Here is an 18,753-nt window from a genome sequence, read left to right as displayed (position 1 = left end):
GCCTACCTTTGTTGCTTATGCCTACCTCTTCACTACCGCCCGCTACTCCCTACCGCATCCTGATAGTAGACAACTGCGTGGCCCTAACCGGGGCGCTGAAGGCTATTCTCAACTCGGCGCGGGCGCTGCGCACGGAGTCGCCGGCGCTGTTTGAGTTTGAGTTTGTGCTGCCCGTAGGGAGTACGGCCATTGGGCCCGTTTCGGCGGAAGGGTACGTGGTACATGAGCTGCCGTTCGTGGAAATCAGCAAGCGTCCCGGGGCTTTGCTGCAGTATGCGCCCATGCTCCTGCTCAACAGCTGGCGGCTGCGGCAGCTGGCCGCCCGGCGCAAGGCGTCGTTGGTGCATCTGAATGATTTCTTCAACCTAGCGGGCATCGGCGCGAAGTGGCTGGGCGGCCCCAAGCTGCTCACGCACGTGCGTCTGCTGCCCCAGAACTTCCCAGGCCCGCTGCGCAACCTCTGGATTGGCGCCGACACGCGCTTTGCCGACAAGGTGGTGTGCGTATCGGAAGCCGTGCGCGAAGCCTTCCCGCCCGCACCCAACGTGCTGGTAATAGCTGACCCTATTCCGGAACACGAAACCCATCCGCTGCCCCTGCCCGACCGGGCCGAAGGTCGGGCAGGCACCGGGGAAATCCGGATGCTCTACCTCGCCAACTACATTCAGGGCAAAGGTCAGGACCACGCCGTAGCAGCTTTTGAAAAAGCCTACGCCCAGAACCCGCGCTTGCGCCTGCAGTTCTACGGCGGCGACATGGGCCTAGAGAAAAACCGCGAGTTTCGGCGCACACTGGAGGCCCGCATTCAAGCGGCCGGGCTGGCAGACGTGGTGCGCTTCGGAGATTTCGTAAAGGACGTGGAGCGGGAAATAAAGTCGGCCGACATGCTGCTGAACTTCTCGGAAACCGAGTCTTTCTCCCTCACGTGCCTCGACGCGCTATTCTATGGTACCGCCCTCGTGGCCTCCGACTGCGGCGGCCCGCGGGAGCTGTTCGAACATGGCCACTCGGGCCTGCTGGTGCCCAACCGCGACGTGCCGGCCATGGCCGCCGCCATTGTAGAGCTGGCCGCCGACGCTCAGAAACGAGCTAGCTTTGCTGCGGCTGGGCGCACGTTTGTGCGGCAGAAATTCAGCCCCGACCACACGTACCGGAAGCTCCGGGATGTTTACCTAACGCTGCTGTCGTAATGCTACCCACTGCTCCGGCTCCCCACGCAGACGTGTTTGTCTTCGACGTGTGCGACACGCTGTTTTACTCCAATACCACCTTCGACTACCTGGAGTTTGTGTTGCGGGCTCAGAAAAGAAGCGGGGCCCAGCGCTGGCTCACCCTGCTCACCAAACGCTGGTCGCCGGCGTTTGTGGGCTTGGCCGTACTTCAAAAGCTCCGCGGCGGCGACCCTATCAAGACCGTGGCGCTGCGCCTGCTGCGCGGGATTCCCAAAGCAGAGTTGTATCGGCTGGGCCAGCAGTTTGTGCAGGAATTCCTGAGCACCCGAAAGATTGCGCACACGCATACGCTGATGGCCGACGTGGCTGGGGCCAGCACCCGCATTATTCTGCTCTCGGCCAGCCTCGACCCCATTGTGGCGGCCATTGCGGCCGAGCTGAAGGTAGAATTTGTGTCGTCGCAACTCGGTTATGATGCCCAGGGACGGTGCACCGGCGAGCTGGTGCGCGAACTGGGTGGCGACAAGCCTCGCGCTTTACAAGAACTACTTGGCCCCGATGCGTCCGTGGGACGCTTGGCCGTAGCTACCGACAATTTCACCGACCACGGACTAGTCGCTTCGGCGGCCTGCCGCTATGTGGTGGTGCACAAGCCCGAGGCTAAAGGCTTCTGGCAAGACTTACAACCCGAATTCATCGAGGCATATTCTGCATGAATCTTCTCCGCTTTCTGCTGCCCTACACCTACTTCTACGGCAGCCGCGTTAAGGGCCTGAAATACAATCTGTATTACCTGATCATCGACTGGTTTGTCCCGTTCGTGTTTCTCACCTTCTGCCTGAACCTCGATTGGCAGCAGGCGCTATTGAAGTTTGTGCTGGCGTACTTAGCCTTTATTTCCATTTACGAAATCGGCTACCTTGGCAACGACGTGTACAGCGTCCGCACCGAAACCAACCCCCGCCGCCGGGTAAAAGACTTCGACCCTTCCGACGCCACTGTGGCCATTTGGGTGCTGGTGCGCGTGGCGGCCTTCGTGGCCATCAGCTGGTATTTAGGCGTGCTGACCAACCCGTTGTGGTTAGCGTTTTACGGCGTGCTGGCTCTCTTCTTCTACTTGCACAACGTGCTGAAGGAAAAGGAGCTGAAGGTTATGACCTTCGTCAACCTGGCGTTTGTGCGGTACTTCGCCCCCATCTTTATCTTCCTGACGCCCGAGCAGCTCATGCTGTTTGCGGCCCCCGTTTTCCTGAACTACGTGTTCTACCGCACCCTCATGTACATCGACAGCAAAGGCATGCTCAACATGCCGAGCCGCCGGTTACCTTCCTATAAGGTAAACTACTACCTGTTGGCGGGTGGTGTAAGCCTGCTGCTGTCGTTGATGGGCCACTCTTGGGTGCCGCTGGCCGTTACGGGCTATTACCTAGCCTTCTGGCTGGCCGTGCGCATGGCTGGTATTGAGCCGCCCCAGGCCGAATAGCTCCTGCTTTCCCGGGTACTAACGCTGGTAAAAGGCGAGTACTGCGTCGATAACGTAAGCCTGCTCCGCTGCGCTCAAGTCGAAGTACAGGGGCAGACGCACCAGCTGCGTGGCGTAGCGGTGGGCGTGGGGCAACGGCCGCCCATCGTGCTGGGCCTGATAGTAAGGACTGTCGTGGAGCGTCTGGTAATGAAAGACCGCCAGAATCCCTAACTGGTGCAGATAGGCTAGTAAGGCCTGCTGCTCGGCCGCCGTACGGCAGATCAGGTAGAAGATGTGCCCGTTGTGCTGTTGCGCGTAGTCAGGAATAATCGGCAGCTCAACACCCAAAGCCTGCAACGGCGCCAGCGCTTCGGCGTACTGCCGCCACTGGGCCAGGCGCCGCTGCTGCAGTACTTGCCGCTGCTCGAGCTGGGCCCACAGGTAAGCGGCCGTCATTTCCGAGGGCAGAAACGACGACCCCACATCAACCCACTGGTAGCGGGCGGTTTCGCCGCGGTAGAAGGCCGCGCGGTTGGTGCCTTTCTCCCAGATAATTTCGGCTCGGCGGGCCAGCGCCGGGTCGTTGATGGCCAGCAGCCCGCCTTCCCCCGCAATCAAATTTTTAGTTTCGTGGAAGGAGAAGGCTGATAAACAACCAAATGTTCCCAGCCGCTGCTGATGGTAGTAGCTTTCCACGGCCTGCGCGGCATCCTCTACAATAGCCAGCGAATGAGCCTGGGCTAGCGCCGCAAGGGCCGCCATATCGCAAGCTACGCCCGCGTAGTGCACGGGTACAACGGCCCGCGTGCGAGGGGTGATGAGACTGGCTAAGCGGCTGACGTCTACGTTGGGGTGGGTAGGGGAGCTGTCGGCGAAAACGACGCGGACCCCGCGCAGCACGAAGGCGTTGGCGGTAGAAGTGAAAGTGAAGGAGGGGACAATGACTTCGTCGCCGGGCTGCAGGTTGAGCAGCAGCGCCGCCATTTCCAGCGCTGCCGTGCCACTGTGGGTAAGCAAGGCCCGGTGAATGGTGTATTCCGACTCAAAGAACTCCTGGCAGCGTTTCGTGAAAAGCCCATTTCCCGCGAGCTGCCCGGCCGCAATAGCCTGCCGGATGTACTCCAGCTCGGGCCCTACCAGGGCCGGCTTATTAAAGGGAATACGAAACTCGGTCGGGTGCATGCGTTAGGTGGTCTGGGCCACGACGTACAGCGGCCGGTTGCGTACGCCCTCAAAGGTTTTGCCGACGTACAGCCCCACCACACCTAACCCAAGTAGGATAAGCCCCGAGAAAAAGCTGATGGAAATAAATAGGCTGGCGTAGCCGGGGACGGTAATATAGCCCAGCAGCCAGCGCACCAACGTAACCAGCCCTAGCACGAAGGCGCCACCCGCCAGCAGCAAACCCAGATAAGCCGTGAGTCGCAGGGGCTTATCGGAGTAAGCAAGCATCACATCAGTTGCCAAGCGCACCCGCCGCGCCAGGGTGTAACTGGTGGAGGCAGGGCGGTGGCTGCGTGCGTGTGCCACGGGCAGCAGGGCCTGCCGAAAGCCCGCCCAGCGCACCATAGTGGGAAAATAGCGGATACTTTCCCGCAGCTGCCCGACTACCTCCACCACCCGCCGATGGTAGATGCCAAAATTGGCCACCTGATACTCCTGCCGGGTGCCTGTGAGGTAAGAGAGGGTAGCATAAAATGCCCGGGACAAACTGCGGGTAAGCCAAGAGTCCTGCCGATCCTGCCGACAAGCCAGCACCACGTCGTAGCCTTCCAGGGCTTTGGCATACAGCCGCTCAATCTCCTCGGGCTGGTCCTGCAGGTCGCAGTCCATGACTATTACCCACTCGCCTTGGCTCAAGTCGAGGCCGGCCGTGATGGCGTGGTGCTGCCCGAAGTTGCGGCTCAGGCGCAGGCCCCGTACGCGGGAATCCAGTGCTGCGTGTTGCTCAATCAGCTGCCAGCTTCGATCCGTGCTGCCGTCATCCACCAGGATAACTTCGTAGGTGCCCGGCCAGAAATGGAGAGCTTCATCTAAACGTTTGAGCAATATACCAACCAATTCTTCAGCTTGATAAACCGGGCTTACTACAGAAATAATTGGTTTAGACCCAATGATACAATCCATTTGCTGAAAAACTACAAATATTATTATTTAATATGTGCTGATGGACGGCGTTCTTTGACATTTTTCTTCTTACCCACTAGCTCACTCATTATATAAAGGGCAGCTAAGTAAAAAGGCATTAGTGGTATTTTATACCGAACAAGGGTTCCAAAATTTCCACTGTTAGTGCCTACTCCAATTGCTAATACTATGGCGAAAATGAAACAAAAAAACAGAATAGGTGTAGCGGAAATTAGCTTGATACTTCGAAAAAAACCAGTGCGCCAAAATAGTATGAATGTCATGTATAAAAATAATCCGGATTCTATTGATGATAATAACATGACTGGGCTTCGGGCTTCCCAAATGAAAGGTCGAAATAAACTAACAATTACAGCTTGGGGAGCTACATTTATTATGCTGCTAATACTTCCATCAAAGCTTCCTATATTGTAGGCTGAGCCCTGATCCTTTGTTCTTCTATACAAATATTCCTGGGTAATTTTTGTTCTTTCACCAATCTTGTCCAGATCGTATTCCTCATCTCCTGCAGTTAAGTTAGTTAAGCCAAAAAAAGCGGTTATAATACCAATGGAGATGAGGAATGGTTTGAGGGCGGTTCTCAAAGCCTTATTCTTAATTCTGTTACTATTTTCTATGAAGATCCATATTAGCGCAGGTGGTAAAAACGATAATAATATATATACTTTTATTTTAAATATAAAATATATAGATAAGCTACCCCATAAAACACATGTTAAAATATTTTTTTTCCTTATTGCTCCATTATAAAAAGAATAAAATAGCCATCCTAATGCACCAATACATACGGAGTCCTTCATTAATCCAGACCCCCAGAAAAATACTGAGGGGATGAAAAAGCATGCATAAGCTAACTGTTTATAAGCTGTTGGTTTTATATGTACAAATGCTTGATACATAGCCCAGGCACCACTAAAGCTATATATTGCAAAAAACATTGACATTACACTATAAGTTTTAAAACAAAATAGGCTCGCTATCGATGCAATTTTTACCAAAAAAAACTCAGTTGGTGATTTATACCAGTACAGAAGAGGTGTGTATTTTGCTGTTTCAGGATCATAATTTCCATTAGATAATAATAATTTAAATCCTGCAGTAATTGAATCAGTGAATGCGTTAAAAACTATCTCTGCGTGTTTGAAATAATTAAATGTATCTCCGCCATTTCCACTACCATCTCCATAATAAAATTGATACATTAGTCCTAGTGAAATGGCTCCAATAAACTTCAAAGTTAATGCAGGTATAAAATATTTTTTTGTATAGGAATTCGTAAATCTACTGCGAAGTGAAAAAGCGATACTGTAAAAAATGATCAAAAATATAGGGCCTACGAATAAGTCTTGGAGCTTCATCAGTTACTATTTCTGGCGGTGGTATAAATGGAGGTGATTAGGGTTTTCTGGACAGTGGCATTAGTTGCTTTAGGCCCTTTGAGAAGCGGCTTTTGCAAACACTCGTTTTTGTGTGCATCACCTGTCTTTATACCACCGCCCTATTTCTTATGTTTTTTCAGGTACGCCACGGCTTCGCGGTATTGCTCCGTTTTATGGCTGGCTTTGTCGGCTACCGTTTTGTAGTAGCGAACGGCGGTGGCCGTATCGGTGGCTTTGCTGGCCATGCGGGCCAGGTTCACGTTGGCGTAGATATAAAAGCCGCCTTCTGTGTCGCCGGTAGTCTCGGAAAAGACGATGCAGCGCTGGAAATAGTCCTGAGCCTTCTGCATGTCCTTGTACTTGGTTTGCATGAGCCAGCCCATGAAGTACGTGGCGTAGCGGCCGCTAATGCCCTCGTAGCCGGGCATCCCGCGGTTAAGCTTGTCCAGGATTTCCCGGCTTACCCGTTCCAACTCCATGAACTCACCTTCGTGAAAGCATAGCAGCGCGTAAAACCGTTGGAAGTAAGCGTTGTCAGGATACGTGCTGGCCAGGTAGCGGGCCACGGGCAGGGCGGCGGCTGAATTATCTTCCTCATTGGTAAGAATCCGCATCAGGAAGGTTTTAGCCTCCGCGCCAGTGTAAAACCCGTTGTCGGCCACGTTGCGCAGTTGCTGCAGGCCCAGCTTGCGGTTGCCCTTGGGGAAAAACAGCAAGACCGGCCGCAGCAGCGGGTATTCTTCCGAAATCCAAACGGCGTAGTAGTTGAACAAGGCCTGCCCGAACAGGAACTCCGGGCTGAGGCCGTTGGCTTCCTTGCTTTTTTCGAGGTAGTCGAGGGAGCGTTTGCTGCTGACGGTGGCCTTGCGCCAGTTCTTGCGCTCGGCATTCAGGCGGGCATCGAACCCGTAAGCCGCCGAAAGAAAAAAGCAGGCCTCGTAGTTCTTGTTGTCCTGCTCATAAAGCTTTTCACCCTTCACGATGGCCGTATCCATGTAGGCAAAGAAGAGCTTGTCGTACTGCTTCGTTTGCACGTTGGTCGGCACAATCTTCCACCACGTGCTCAGGCCCAGCAGAAAGTAGGGCATGGGGTGGTTGGGGTAGCGGCGGCGCAGGGAGCGAAACTGCCGCTCGGCTTTGTCGAACTTGAAGTTGTAGAGGTTTTCCACCGCCCCGCCCAGCTCAATCTGGATGTCTTTGTCCAGCAAAAGCCACCCTTTCGTGTCCACGGCGCCGGGCGCTACATCCACATTCTGCAGCTGAATGTTGCGGATGGGGTCGGCTTTGCGCGCCGTGTCGGGCTCCTGGGCCTGAGCCAGGGCTGAGCCGCTGCACAGGAGAAGCACCAGAACAAGACGCGAAAGGAAGGTCATAGAGGAGGGAGAATACGTTGTTCCGGCTAGGAAAAGGCTAGTAGAACGCCCCGAGCCTAAAAAACGAAAGTAGGACAATTATGCTAGATTTGGACGGCTAAGACGATGACATGCAACTACTCCACACGTTGTGCCGGCTGCCGGCACCGGCCGGTAACGAAGCCGCACTGTCCCAATTTTTACAAAGGTACATCACAGCGGAGAAAGCAGCCTGGCGCGTACAACCAACCCTATTGGTGGGAGATGAGTTTCAGGATTGCATTTTACTGGTGTTTGGTACCCCACGCACAGCGGTGTTTGCCCACCTCGACTCCATTGGCTTTACCGTCCGGTACGGGCGGCAGCTGGTGCGCATTGGCGGCCCCGATGCCAAAGCCGGTTACCGCCTGGTAGGGGAGGACGCCCAGGGGGCCATCGACTGCATCCTCACGGTTGACGAGGAAACCAAGGCCCTGGGCTATGATTTCCACCGCGAGATAGAGCGCGGCACGGAGCTTACCTACTTCTGCGACTTTCGGGAAACTGAAACCACGGTGCAAAGCTGCTACCTGGACAACCGGCTGGGCGTGTGGAATGCCCTGAAGCTCTGCGAAACGCTGGAAGACGGAATTGTTGCTTTTTCCTGTTGGGAAGAGCACGGGGGCGGGAGCGTGGCCTACTTGGCGAAGTACATCTACGAGAACTACGGCGTACGTCAAGCCCTGATTTCGGATATAACCTGGGTAACGGAGGGCGTGCAGGCCGGCCAGGGCGTAGCAATTTAGTTGCGCGACTCGCTAATCCCCCGCCGGGCCTACGTGAACCGGATTCGACAGTTGGCCCAGGAGGCTGGAATTGCGCATCAGCTGGAGGTAGAAGGCAGCGGCGGCTCCGATGCCAAAGAGCTGCAGCACGGCGCCCAGCCCTGGGACTGGTGCTTTGTAGGAGCGCCGGAAGACCAGGTGCATACCCCCAACGAAATCGTGCACAAAGCCGATATCGACAGCATGCAGCAACTCTACCAAGTGCTGATGCAGAAACTATAGGCCCGTAGCTGAAGCCTTATTCTCTACTTTTGTGCGGTTTCGCCCGCTCCACGCTCACTTCATTCTCTCCTACATGACGGCACCTGCTACCACTGCTTCCCGGCGTAGCCTATCGTATCAAGAACTGGATATTCTGCACGCCTTGCGGGGGTTCTGCGCCTTTTACGTTGTGATATTCCACGCCAAGTTCATTTTGTGGTCGGGTGGGCAGCAATACCTGCAAGCCTTTCCGCGGTCGGGGTGGGGGATAAAAGATTATGCCGCCTTTGCCGTGGATATGCTGAGCTCGGCGGGGTACGAGATGGTCATTTTCTTTTTCGTGCTGTCGGGGTTCTTCATTCATTATGCCCAGCAGCGCAAGTACCGCGGCCCCAAAGACTTCTACCTGAACCGGGTAGTGCGCATCTATCCGCCCTTCTTGGTTTCGTTGGTACTGGCCGCGCTGGCACTTACGGTGCTGGCTACCCAAGTACCCCAGGTACTGCAGCCCGAAGCCGGCCGTGAACTAAACCAGACGCTGACTACCGCCTGGCAGGAACTGCGCCAGTTTAACTTGGTGGGGGCCCTGCGCTCTTTAGCCTTTCTAAAGCTGGGCGAGCAGTACCTGGGGCACAACACAGTGTACTGGTCCTTGCTGCCCGAAGCCCTGTTTTACCTGTTGGTGCCCTTTGTTTTGCGCACCCCGCGCATCTACTACGTGCTGTCGGTTATCAGCTACGGGGTTGGCGTGCTGCTGGAGCGTTTCGGGTACGGTGGGCTGTCCACTTCCATGCTCCAGTACAACCTGTTTTTTGCCATGGGCGTGGCCCTCTACGATGTAGTGGTACAAACGGCCGTGGTAGAGCAAGTGCGCCGCCTGCCCCGCTGGCTGGTCTGGCTAGGGTTGGCCGGCATGTTGCTGGTCTTGATTGGGCTGGCCCTCGTGAAATTCAAGATTGCGGCGGCGCTGGTTTCCGCCGTGCTGGCCGTAGTGGCCGTGCTGGCACTGCTGGCCGGACACGTCTCCGCTAAAAATCTACTGGTTAGAGTGCTGCACCGGCTGGGTGTTTACAGCTTCTCCCTGTACCTCTACCATTTCCCGCTACTGCTGTTGTGCTACGGCATGTTGGTAAGCGCCACGGGTCAACTGTTTTGGTATCAGCGGTATTACCTGCTCATCGTGCCGGTAGTGGCGCTGGTCTGCTACGCGTTGTACTGGCTGACGGAGCGCGTGTCCGTGAATTATTTCCGGAAAGTGTAGGGCTGGAAAGAGGGCGTGGCAAAAATCAGGCGGCGGCAGAAACTTGGCGTTTAGGGAATAACCTCTATTTTACAGCCCTTTACGCGTTTTAGCTTCCTGTTCCCACCACAACCCTCTTCACCATCTTTCTATGACCCCATTTCTTTACGTAGTACCTGGGCTGGGTTTGCTGGCTCTACTGTACACGTGGTTTCGTTCTGGCTGGGTTTCCCGTCAGGATGCCGGCGACGAACGAATGCGCACCATTGCCGGCTACATAGCCGACGGAGCCATTGCCTTCCTGCGCGCTGAGTACCGCGTGCTGGCACTATTTGGGCTCATTGCCAGTGCGTTTCTTTTCTACCTCGGAAGCACCGGGGAGAAGTCAAGCCCGGTCATTGTGGTGGCCTTTATCATCGGCGCCGTATTCTCGGCGCTGGCGGGCTATATCGGGATGAAGATTGCCACGAAAGCCAACGTGCGCACGGCCCAGGCCGCTCGTACCAGCTTGTCGCAGGCCCTGAAGGTGTCCTTCTCCGGCGGCTCCGTGATGGGAATGGGCGTGGCCGGTCTGGCGGTGTTGGGCTTGGGCACGCTGTTCATCATCTTTTATCAGATGTTCGTGCTCAACCACGGCGGCAGCGCCAATGGTATTGAGATGGAGCGGGCTCTGGAAGTGCTAACGGGCTTTTCCCTGGGTGCCGAAAGCATTGCCCTGTTTGCCCGTGTAGGGGGGGGCATCTACACCAAAGCGGCCGACGTGGGCGCTGACTTGGTGGGAAAAGTAGAAGCCGGCATTCCGGAAGACGACCCGCGCAACCCCGCTACCATTGCCGACAACGTAGGCGACAACGTGGGCGACGTAGCCGGCATGGGCGCCGACCTGTTTGGCTCCTACGTGGCGACCATTCTAGCTACCATGGTGCTGGGCCGCGAGGTAGTAGCCACCGGCGACCAATTTGATGGATTGTCTCCCATTCTCCTGCCCATGGCCATTGCCGGCATGGGCATCATTGCTTCTCTCATCGGCATTCTACTGGTGCGCGTGAAAGAAGGTGGTAACGTGCAGGCGGCTCTCAACTTTGGCAACTATGTATCAGTGGTTGTTTCGGCCGTGGCTTCCTATGCTCTCATCAAGTGGATGATTCCCTCCGGCTCTTTGCTGATTCGCGGCATCACCTTCACAGCTATGGATATTTTCTATGCCGTAGCTGTCGGGCTCGTAGTAGGTACACTCATGAGTATTATCACGGAGTACTATACGGCCATGGGCAAGCGGCCCGTGCTGAGCATTGTGCGCCAAAGCAGCACCGGTCACGCCACCACCGTTATCGGCGGCTTGGCCATTGGTATGGAGTCTACCGTGCTGCCCATCATTGTGCTGGCTGCGGGCATTATCCTGAGCTATGAGTTTGCGGGCCTCTATGGGGTGGCCATTGCCGCCGCCGGCATGATGGCCACTACCGCTATGCAGCTGGCCATCGACGCGTTCGGGCCTATTGCCGACAACGCCGGCGGCATTGCCGAGATGAGCGAGTTGCCCAAGGAAGTGCGCGAGCGGACCGATATTCTGGATGCGGTGGGCAACACTACCGCGGCTACGGGTAAGGGCTTTGCCATTGCCTCGGCGGCCCTTACGTCCCTGGCTTTGTTTGCCGCCTTTATGGGCACGGCCAACATCACGTCCATTGACATCAGCAACGCCCGCGTATTAGGCGGTTTGTTTGTTGGGGCTATGATTCCCTTTATCTTCTCGGCGCTGGCTATTTCGGCGGTAGGCCGGGCGGCCATGGCCATGGTGCAGGAAGTGCGCCGGCAGTTCCGCGAGATTCCGGGTATTATGGAAGGCACTGGCCGCCCCGAGTACGAAAAATGCGTGGCTATTTCCACCCAGGCCGCCATCCGCGAGATGATGCTGCCGGGCGCCATTGCCCTCATCGTCCCCATCATTGTAGGCTTCACCTTTGGGCCCGAAGTACTGGGCGGCACCCTGGCCGGCGTAACGGTATCGGGCGTGCTGATGGCCATGTTCCAGAGCAACGCCGGCGGCGCCTGGGACAATGCCAAAAAGTCGTTTGAGAAAGGGGTGCTGATTGACGGCGTGATGCAGTACAAAGGCTCCGATGCGCACAAAGCCTCCGTAACCGGCGACACCGTGGGTGACCCGTTCAAGGATACTTCGGGCCCCAGCATGAACATCCTCATCAAGCTTATGAGCATTGTGTCGCTGGTAATTGCCCCGCACATTGCGGCTCCGGATGCCCCTCCGGCCCGCGGCGTGGCCATGCCTCAGCCCATCGAAAAAACGGTGGAAAGCCTGCGCCCCAAAGTGCGCTACGCCGATTTGGCCCCCGATGCCGCCCGTTTTATCCTGACGCTGGTGACGGAAGGCCGGTAGAGCTTGATGTGCTGATGTGGTTGAATGTGCTGATGTGCTAATGACGCGTGTCATTGCGAGGACGAAGGACATTCCGCGCATCAAGCGGCGTCAATCCGTCCTGAACAACGCACGCAGCCCTGAAAAGGTGAAAAGCCCCTGATGTTCAAACGTCAGGGGCTTTCTGTTGGAAGAAGGATGCTAGCGTTGCCCAGGACGGATGGCTTCGCGCCGCTCGCCAAGACACAAGCTCCCCATCAGCACACTCAACCAAATTTTTCACATTAGCGCAGCGGAGGACATCAGCACATTCATTCACATGAGCACATTAACGAAGCACATTCCCCCAGATAAGCTACCTTTGGCCTCGCTTTCGCCTCGCTACCAATCCCCCGCGCCGAATGACGCCACCCAACATCTCGCTGCACGACAAACAATTTGCTCCCTACTTGTCGGCGGCGCAACTCCAGGCTACCGTCACGGCACTGGCCGCCCGCCTCAACCACGACTATGCCGGCAAGCAGCCGTTGTTTGTAGCCGTGCTGAACGGCTCGTTCATGTTTGCGGCCGATCTGATGAAGCAACTGCACATTCCCTGCGAAATCACCTTCATTCGGGTGGCTTCCTACCAGGGCACCGGCAGCACGGGCAAAGTGCAGGAAGTAATGGGCTTGTACGAAAAGCTCACCGACCGCCACGTGGTGCTGCTGGAAGACATTGTGGATACCGGCCACACCATGCGCATGCTCCTGGATACGCTGGGCGAGCATAAGCCGGCCTCGCTGGAAGTGGCCACGCTGTTTCTGAAGCCCGAGTGCTTGCAGCATGAGCTAGAGCTGCGCTACATCGGCCAGGAAATTCCCAATGACTTCATCGTGGGCTACGGCCTCGACTACGATGGACTGGGCCGCAACTACCCCGACGTGTACACGGTAATCTAGGTAGTTGACTTTTGACAATATTCTATTGAACTGCCCACAACGGCTTTTGCCTGCGAAGTAGTATCTTTCCTCTCCGCCCTCATTTACTTTTCCGCGAAACCACTCGCTATATGCTGAATATCGTGCTCTTCGGCCCTCCCGGCGCCGGCAAAGGAACGCAAAGCCAAAAACTGATTGCCCGCTACAACCTGGTGCACCTTTCCACCGGCGACCTGCTGCGTGCCCAGATTGCGCAGGGTACGGAGCTGGGCCTGCGGGCCAAAAAGCTCATGGACGAAGGACTGCTCGTGCCCGACGAAGTGGTTATCGGCATGATTAACTCGGCCCTGAACGACAACAAGCAGGCCGCCGGCTTTATTTTCGACGGCTTCCCGCGCACGGTGCCCCAGGCCGAGAGCCTCGACGCCCTGCTGGCTCAGCATGATACCAAGGTATCGTGCATGGTGGCCCTGGAAGTAGCCGAGGAAGAGCTGGTGACGCGCCTGCTGGAGCGCGGCAAAACCTCCGGCCGCCCCGACGACCAGAACGAGGAGAAAATCCGCAAGCGCGTGACGGTGTACAACACCGAAACGGCCCAGGTAGCCGGGTACTACGCCCAGCAGCAAAAATTCCACGCCCTCAACGGCATCGGCGCCATCGACAGCATCTTCGCGCAGATCTGCGGTATCATCGACCAGCACCAGCCCGCCACTTCCGAAAGCAGCCGCCAGGCAACCGACGAAGTAAAAGCGTAACTTTGCGATTCTAGTTCGCATAAAACTGTCATCCTGAGCGAAGCGAAGGACCTTACCACGACTGAACGAGGCGTTTCGGCGTCCAACGTTCATTCGGTGTGAGGTCCTTCGCTTCGCTCAGGATGACAGCTGTTTTTCAGACAACGCATGTTAGTGACTGAATTTAAGGAGCTCATTTGCTTCTGAATTCTAGCTCCTACCTCCTAACTTCTCAAGAGTGGCTTCCAACAACTTCATCGACTACGTTAAAATCAACTGCCGCTCGGGCAAAGGCGGGGCGGGTTCGCACCACTTTTTCCGGGCCAAGGGCCTGCCCAACGGCGGCCCCGATGGTGGCGACGGTGGCCGGGGCGGCCACATCATTCTCGAAGGCAGCTCCCAACTCTGGACGCTGCTGCACCTGCAGTACCAGAAGCACCTGATTGCGCAGGCGGGCGAAGGCGGCGGCGAAAACCTCCGCTCCGGCAAGCAGGGCGACGATATCATCATTCAAGTGCCCCTGGGCACTGTGGCCCGCGACGCCGAAACGGGAGAGAAGAAGCTCGAAATAACCGAGGACGGGCAGCGCCTCATCCTCACACCCGGCGGCCGCGGTGGCCTCGGCAACGACCACTTTAAGTCGGCCACCAATCAGGCGCCCAGCTATGCCCAGCCCGGTGAGCCGGGCATTGACGAGTGGGTGATTCTGGAGCTGAAGCTGCTGGCCGACGTGGGCCTCGTGGGCTTCCCCAACGCCGGCAAAAGTACCCTGCTCTCGGTGGTATCGGCCGCCAAGCCCAAGATTGCCGATTACGCCTTCACCACGCTCACGCCCAACCTGGGCGTGGTGGCTTACCGCGACTATAAGTCCTTCGTGATGGCCGACATTCCCGGCATTATTGAGGGCGCGGCGGAAGGGCGGGGGCTGGGCCACCGCTTCCTGCGTCATATCGAGCGCAACTCCATCCTGCTGTTCATGATCAGCTGCGACTCGCCCGATATCAACGCCGAATATCAAGTGCTGCTAAGTGAGTTACAGCAGTTCAACCCTGAACTGTTGGACAAGCAGCGCCTGCTGGCCATTACCAAATCGGATATGCTGGACGAGGAGCTGGAAGCCGAAATCCGGGCCACGCTGCCCACCGACCTTCCCACCATCTTCATTTCCAGCCTCACGAACAAAAACATCCAACAGCTAAAAGACTTGATCTGGCAGACGCTGCATGCCAAGTAAGAAGTACAAATAGGTCGTCATTCCGAGCGCAGCCGAGGAATCTTGCGGGTTGAGGTTGTAATAGTAATTACCACACTAGCAAGATTCCTCGGCTGCGCTCAGAATGACGTTCTGCTTATGCAATCTACACTTGTGCCAAACTGGCAGCCCTAACCCCTTTGGCAAACTCCTTGCGCCCGCAGGGTGCCCAACGGCGAATCCCGTGAAAAACCCCTTCCGACGATATTTTTCGAAAATGGCTGACGAACAAAACCTGCCGCAAGACGACAACCTGACCGGCAACGCCGACCACGTAGCTGGCGAAATGACCGAGGAAACCACCGGCCCCGGCGAAGCGGCGGCTTCGGAGGGAGCCCCCCATGCCTCCGGCTCCAAAACCGATGCCGAGCTGGCTGACCTGAAAGATAAATACCTGCGCCTGGCCGCCGAGTTTGAGAACTACAAGCGCCGCACCACTAAGGAGCGCGCCGATCTGTTCAAAACGGCCAACCAGGAGCTGATGGTGGCTTTGCTGCCCGTCCTCGATGACTTCGACCGGGCCCGTCACCACACCAAGGAAACCGAAGATGCCGGTGCCGTGCGCGAAAGCGTGGACATCATCTACAACAAGCTCCAGAAAACCCTAAGCCAGAAAGGCCTGGTGACCATGGAAGCCAAGGGGGGAGATTTTGACCCCGAGCTGCACGAAGCCATTACCCAGATTCCGGCTCCCTCGGAAGACCTGAAGGGCAAAATCGTGGATGAGGTGGAGAAAGGCTACTCCCTCGGCGACCGGGTAATCCGCCACGCCAAGGTGGTATTGGGTCAGTAAATAAACACAGTAAAGACCTGTCATCCTGAGCGGAACGAAGCCGCTATACCGCTTCGTTGCAAAAGAAATTACCCCAAACTGTGGAGCTGCTTCAGTAAGCTCAGCATGACATTTAGTGACAGAGAACCATGGCAACGAAGCGAGATTTTTACGAAATACTGGGCGTAGCCAAAAACGCTTCGGGCGACGAGATTAAGAAGGCCTACCGCAAGGTGGCCATCAAGTATCACCCCGATAAAAACCCCGACGACCCCACCGCCGAAGACAAGTTCAAGGAGGCGGCTGAGGCGTACGAAGTGCTGAGCGACGAGCAGAAGCGCGCCCGCTACGACCGGTACGGCCACCAGGGCATGGGCGGCGGCGGAGCTGGCCCCAACATGGAGGATATCTTCTCCCAGTTCGGCGACATTTTCGGGGGCGGCGGCTTCGAGGGCTTCTTCGGGGGCGGGGGCCGCGGTCAGGGTGGCCGGCGTGTGCGCAAGGGCTCCAACCTGCGCATCAAGCTCAAGCTCGACCTGGAAGAGGTAGCCAACGGCGTGGAGAAAAAGATCAAGGTGAAGCGCTACGTGGCCTGCAACACCTGCTCCGGCACCGGTGCCAAAAACGGCACCGACCTCAAAACCTGCCAGACCTGCCAGGGCCAGGGCCAAGTGAAGCGCGTAGTGCAAACCATGCTGGGCCAGATGGTGAGTGCCTCTACCTGCCCCACCTGCGACGGCGAAGGCAAAGTAGTAACCAGCAAGTGCGACGTGTGCCACGGCGACGGCCGCCAGCTCAACGAGGAAGTTATTCCGATCAACATTCCGGCGGGGGTGGCCGAGGGCATGCAGCTGAGCATGAACGGCAAAGGCAACTTCCCGGAGCGCGGCGGCGTGCCCGGCGACCTGCTTATTCAGATTGAGGAGGAGCCGCACGAGACGCTCAAGCGCGACGGCAACAACATTATGTTCGAGCAGTACATCAGCTTCGTCGATGCCGCCTTGGGGGCTAACCTGGAGGTGCCCACCATCGAAGGCAAGGTGAAGATCAAGGTGGAGCCGGGCACCCAGCCGGGTAAAATCCTGCGCTTGCGCGGCAAGGGCATCAAGGACCTGAACGGCTACGGTCGCGGCGACCAGCTCATTCACCTCAGCGTGTGGACGCCCAAGAACGTGACCAACGAAGAGCGGGAGCTACTTGAGAAGCTGCGCGACGCCCGCAACTTCACGCCTAATCCCGGCAAAAACGAAAAGGGCTTTTTCGAGCGTGTGAAGGAGTATTTCCAATAAGACCACGGATTAGCGCGGATTTTGTAGACGATTGTTTGGCCCGCCTTTCCCGATAGGGAAGGGCGGGCTTTTTCGTGCGCGTGGGTCGGATGTTTTAAATTACAGGAACGTCCTGCTGAGCGAAGCCGAAGCATCTCTACCGCTTCGTTGTGTTCCTGACCAGTCATAGTTTATGGGCCCGTGCCGGTTGCTGTTCGTAACCTGTTACTCAATTGCTTTACGGAGATAAATGAGCTAGTACCCTATTCCGTACTACTTTCAGAATAAGGTACACGTCTGCACCCTATTCTGAATTGTGTCCGCAATAAGGTACACGGTTGGAACAAGGCCGGTGGTAGCCGGAAAATATTTTTCCGGTCGCCTGTAATGCCGCCGCCAAAGCGCCGATATATGCAGCAAACTTACCTGCCGCATGTCTGCTGCCCCGACGCCGGAGTTCCTTAAGCTGCTTAATGAGTACCAGCCGCTGCTGCGGCGGGCGGCGCGCCTGTACTGCCCCGATGCCGACGACCGTCAGGATCTTTACCAGGAGATAGTATTGCAGTTGTGGCGGGCCTGGCCACGCTATGCAGCCCGCGCCGACATCAAAGTCAGTACCTGGCTTTACCGCGTGGCCCTGAACGTGGCCATATCGGATCTGCGCCGCCGCACCCGTATGCCCGACCCCGCCTACTTTGGCGCCGCCACTCTGCCCGACCTACCCACCCCCACGCCCGATGGCCCCGACGCCGACGATCTGGCCCAGCTTTACCGCGCTATTGAGCGGCTTTCCCAGGTAGAAAAGGCCTTCGTGTTGCTCTACCTCGAAGAGCGCACTTACGAGGAAATGGCCGACATCCTCGGCATCACCCAGAATAATGTACGCGTGAAAATGCACCGCGTGCAGGATAAGCTTCGCCAACTTCTTCCCCTCGTTGCCTGATGGAACTCGATGATTTTCGCCAAAGGTGGAAGCTGTCAGCTACGGTACCCGCTACTGAGGTACCCGCCACCGAACAGACACTCCGGACCATACGCACCGCATCCAACTCGTTGAACCCTTTGCTACGCCTGAAAAAAAATGCTTCCAAAGAGCTAAGTTGGGTAATCATGGCCTTCGGGCTGAATGTCTTGAATGTCCTGGTTTTTGCCCGCCACTCCGTGAGTCTGCAGCGGTTTGCAGCAGGCGTACTGCTCATGCTGGTAGTGGTTGGCTTTATTGTTTACCGGCGTCTGCAGATAATCCGGGAAATGGAGCAGCAACAGGCCAACTTATTTGATGCGCTGAACAGCCGCATCGTCCAGTTTCGCCAGCTCATGCGCCTGCACGACTATGTAGGGGTAGTGTCGCTGGTCATGCTGGTTATCACGGTAGTTGTGGTGCGTTTTAAGGACTTGCAGGCTTACCTGAATGCCCCTCAATCTGCCGGGAACTGGCATCTGCTCGTAGCGATAGGCGTGGCACTGGCTGTGGTAGGTGTCATCTACGCTGCTTTTGTCGTGGGGAAGCGGGAGCACCAGCGCCGCTATGGCCGGCACCTCGACCAGCTGGAAGCTGCCCTCCGGGAACTGGAGGACGTGAGCTGATGGGGTGGGGGTGGCGCGGTTCGGGGGCGTTTTATGCCCGTTCAACCCTGGTAGCAGCCCGT

18 protein-coding genes are annotated in these 18,753 nt (G+C 56.6%); 14 read left to right on the top strand and 4 right to left on the bottom strand.

Going from position 1 to position 18,753, the window contains the following annotated elements:
• The first annotated feature begins 17 nt into the window (after positions 1 to 17).
• The 3 genes from FY528_RS06075 to FY528_RS06065 are packed head-to-tail and all read left to right on the top strand — an operon-like array spanning position 18 to position 2,655.
• On the top strand, positions 18 to 1,190 hold the full coding sequence (locus FY528_RS06075) for a glycosyltransferase family 4 protein (RefSeq protein ID WP_149070097.1): 1,173 nt from the start codon (positions 18 to 20) through the stop codon (positions 1,188 to 1,190).
• On the top strand, positions 1,190 to 1,888 hold the full coding sequence (locus FY528_RS06070) for a haloacid dehalogenase-like hydrolase (RefSeq protein ID WP_149070096.1): 699 nt from the start codon (positions 1,190 to 1,192) through the stop codon (positions 1,886 to 1,888). Before FY528_RS06075 ends, FY528_RS06070 begins: the two co-directional genes overlap by 1 nt.
• A complete protein-coding gene (locus tag FY528_RS06065; protein ID WP_149070095.1) occupies positions 1,885 to 2,655 on the top strand; it encodes a hypothetical protein in 771 nt (256 codons plus the stop codon). The genes FY528_RS06070 and FY528_RS06065 overlap by 4 nt, the downstream gene beginning before the upstream one ends.
• Before the next feature lie 18 nt (positions 2,656 to 2,673).
• Here the strand turns inward: FY528_RS06065 and rffA are convergent, their stop codons facing one another.
• From rffA to FY528_RS06045, 4 genes are all read right to left on the bottom strand, one after another.
• Positions 2,674 to 3,819, bottom strand: coding sequence for a dTDP-4-amino-4,6-dideoxygalactose transaminase (gene rffA / locus FY528_RS06060; protein ID WP_149070094.1), 1,146 nt, complete (start codon positions 3,817 to 3,819; stop codon positions 2,674 to 2,676).
• 3 nt (positions 3,820 to 3,822) lie between these two features.
• A complete protein-coding gene (locus tag FY528_RS06055; protein WP_149070093.1) occupies positions 3,823 to 4,764 on the bottom strand; it encodes a glycosyltransferase family 2 protein in 942 nt (313 codons plus the stop codon).
• Positions 4,765 to 4,787: 23 nt separating this feature from the next.
• The gene (locus FY528_RS06050; RefSeq protein WP_149070092.1) at positions 4,788 to 6,143 is read right to left on the bottom strand and encodes a hypothetical protein; all 1,356 of its coding nucleotides are present in this window, start codon (positions 6,141 to 6,143) and stop codon (positions 4,788 to 4,790) included.
• 140 nt (positions 6,144 to 6,283) lie between these two features.
• Positions 6,284 to 7,537 carry a tol-pal system protein YbgF gene (locus FY528_RS06045; protein ID WP_149070091.1) on the bottom strand — a complete coding sequence of 418 codons (1,254 nt, stop codon included), beginning with the start codon at positions 7,535 to 7,537 and terminating at the stop codon, positions 6,284 to 6,286.
• Between the two features lie 236 nt (positions 7,538 to 7,773).
• Here FY528_RS06045 and FY528_RS21730 point away from each other — a divergent pair, with 236 nt between their 5' ends.
• The 11 genes from FY528_RS21730 to FY528_RS05995 all read left to right on the top strand — a co-directional run bounded on the left by FY528_RS21730 (position 7,774) and on the right by FY528_RS05995 (position 18,691).
• Positions 7,774 to 8,301, top strand: coding sequence for a zinc-binding metallopeptidase family protein (locus FY528_RS21730; RefSeq protein WP_308418669.1), 528 nt, complete (start codon positions 7,774 to 7,776; stop codon positions 8,299 to 8,301).
• Positions 8,302 to 8,562: a M20/M25/M40 family metallo-hydrolase gene (locus FY528_RS21725; protein ID WP_308418668.1), complete on the top strand. Its 261-nt coding sequence runs from the start codon at positions 8,302 to 8,304 to the stop codon at positions 8,560 to 8,562.
• Positions 8,563 to 8,635: 73 nt separating this feature from the next.
• The gene (locus FY528_RS06035) at positions 8,636 to 9,802 is read left to right on the top strand and encodes an acyltransferase family protein (protein ID WP_149070090.1); all 1,167 of its coding nucleotides are present in this window, start codon (positions 8,636 to 8,638) and stop codon (positions 9,800 to 9,802) included.
• Between the two features lie 130 nt (positions 9,803 to 9,932).
• Positions 9,933 to 12,179, top strand: a complete 2,247-nt coding sequence (locus FY528_RS06030; protein ID WP_232066277.1) for a sodium-translocating pyrophosphatase — start codon at positions 9,933 to 9,935, stop codon at positions 12,177 to 12,179.
• Between the two features lie 380 nt (positions 12,180 to 12,559).
• On the top strand, positions 12,560 to 13,099 hold the full coding sequence (gene hpt / locus FY528_RS06025; protein ID WP_149070089.1) for a hypoxanthine phosphoribosyltransferase: 540 nt from the start codon (positions 12,560 to 12,562) through the stop codon (positions 13,097 to 13,099).
• Between the two features lie 110 nt (positions 13,100 to 13,209).
• Entirely contained in the window at positions 13,210 to 13,833 is a 624-nt protein-coding gene (locus tag FY528_RS06020; protein WP_149070088.1) for an adenylate kinase, read from the top strand.
• A 217-nt stretch (positions 13,834 to 14,050) separates the two neighbouring features.
• Positions 14,051 to 15,046: a GTPase ObgE gene (gene obgE, locus FY528_RS06015; RefSeq protein ID WP_149070087.1), complete on the top strand. Its 996-nt coding sequence runs from the start codon at positions 14,051 to 14,053 to the stop codon at positions 15,044 to 15,046.
• A gap of 235 nt (positions 15,047 to 15,281) precedes the next feature.
• Entirely contained in the window at positions 15,282 to 15,857 is a 576-nt protein-coding gene (locus tag FY528_RS06010; RefSeq protein ID WP_149070086.1) for a nucleotide exchange factor GrpE, read from the top strand.
• 128 nt (positions 15,858 to 15,985) lie between these two features.
• A complete protein-coding gene (gene dnaJ, locus FY528_RS06005; protein WP_149070085.1) occupies positions 15,986 to 17,125 on the top strand; it encodes a molecular chaperone DnaJ in 1,140 nt (379 codons plus the stop codon).
• Positions 17,126 to 17,537: 412 nt separating this feature from the next.
• On the top strand, positions 17,538 to 18,047 hold the full coding sequence (locus tag FY528_RS06000; RefSeq protein ID WP_149070084.1) for an RNA polymerase sigma factor: 510 nt from the start codon (positions 17,538 to 17,540) through the stop codon (positions 18,045 to 18,047).
• A 167-nt stretch (positions 18,048 to 18,214) separates the two neighbouring features.
• Positions 18,215 to 18,691 (top strand): hypothetical protein, encoded by a 477-nt coding sequence (locus tag FY528_RS05995; protein WP_187632026.1) that lies wholly within the window; start codon positions 18,215 to 18,217, stop codon positions 18,689 to 18,691.
• The last annotated feature ends 62 nt before the right edge of the window (positions 18,692 to 18,753 follow it).

Origin of the sequence: Hymenobacter lutimineralis (genome assembly GCF_008271285.1) — a bacterium.
GTDB classification, from domain to species: domain Bacteria; phylum Bacteroidota; class Bacteroidia; order Cytophagales; family Hymenobacteraceae; genus Hymenobacter; species Hymenobacter lutimineralis.
The sequence above is the reverse complement of the archived record's forward strand: the minus strand, read 5'-3'. Positions and strand labels throughout refer to the sequence as shown.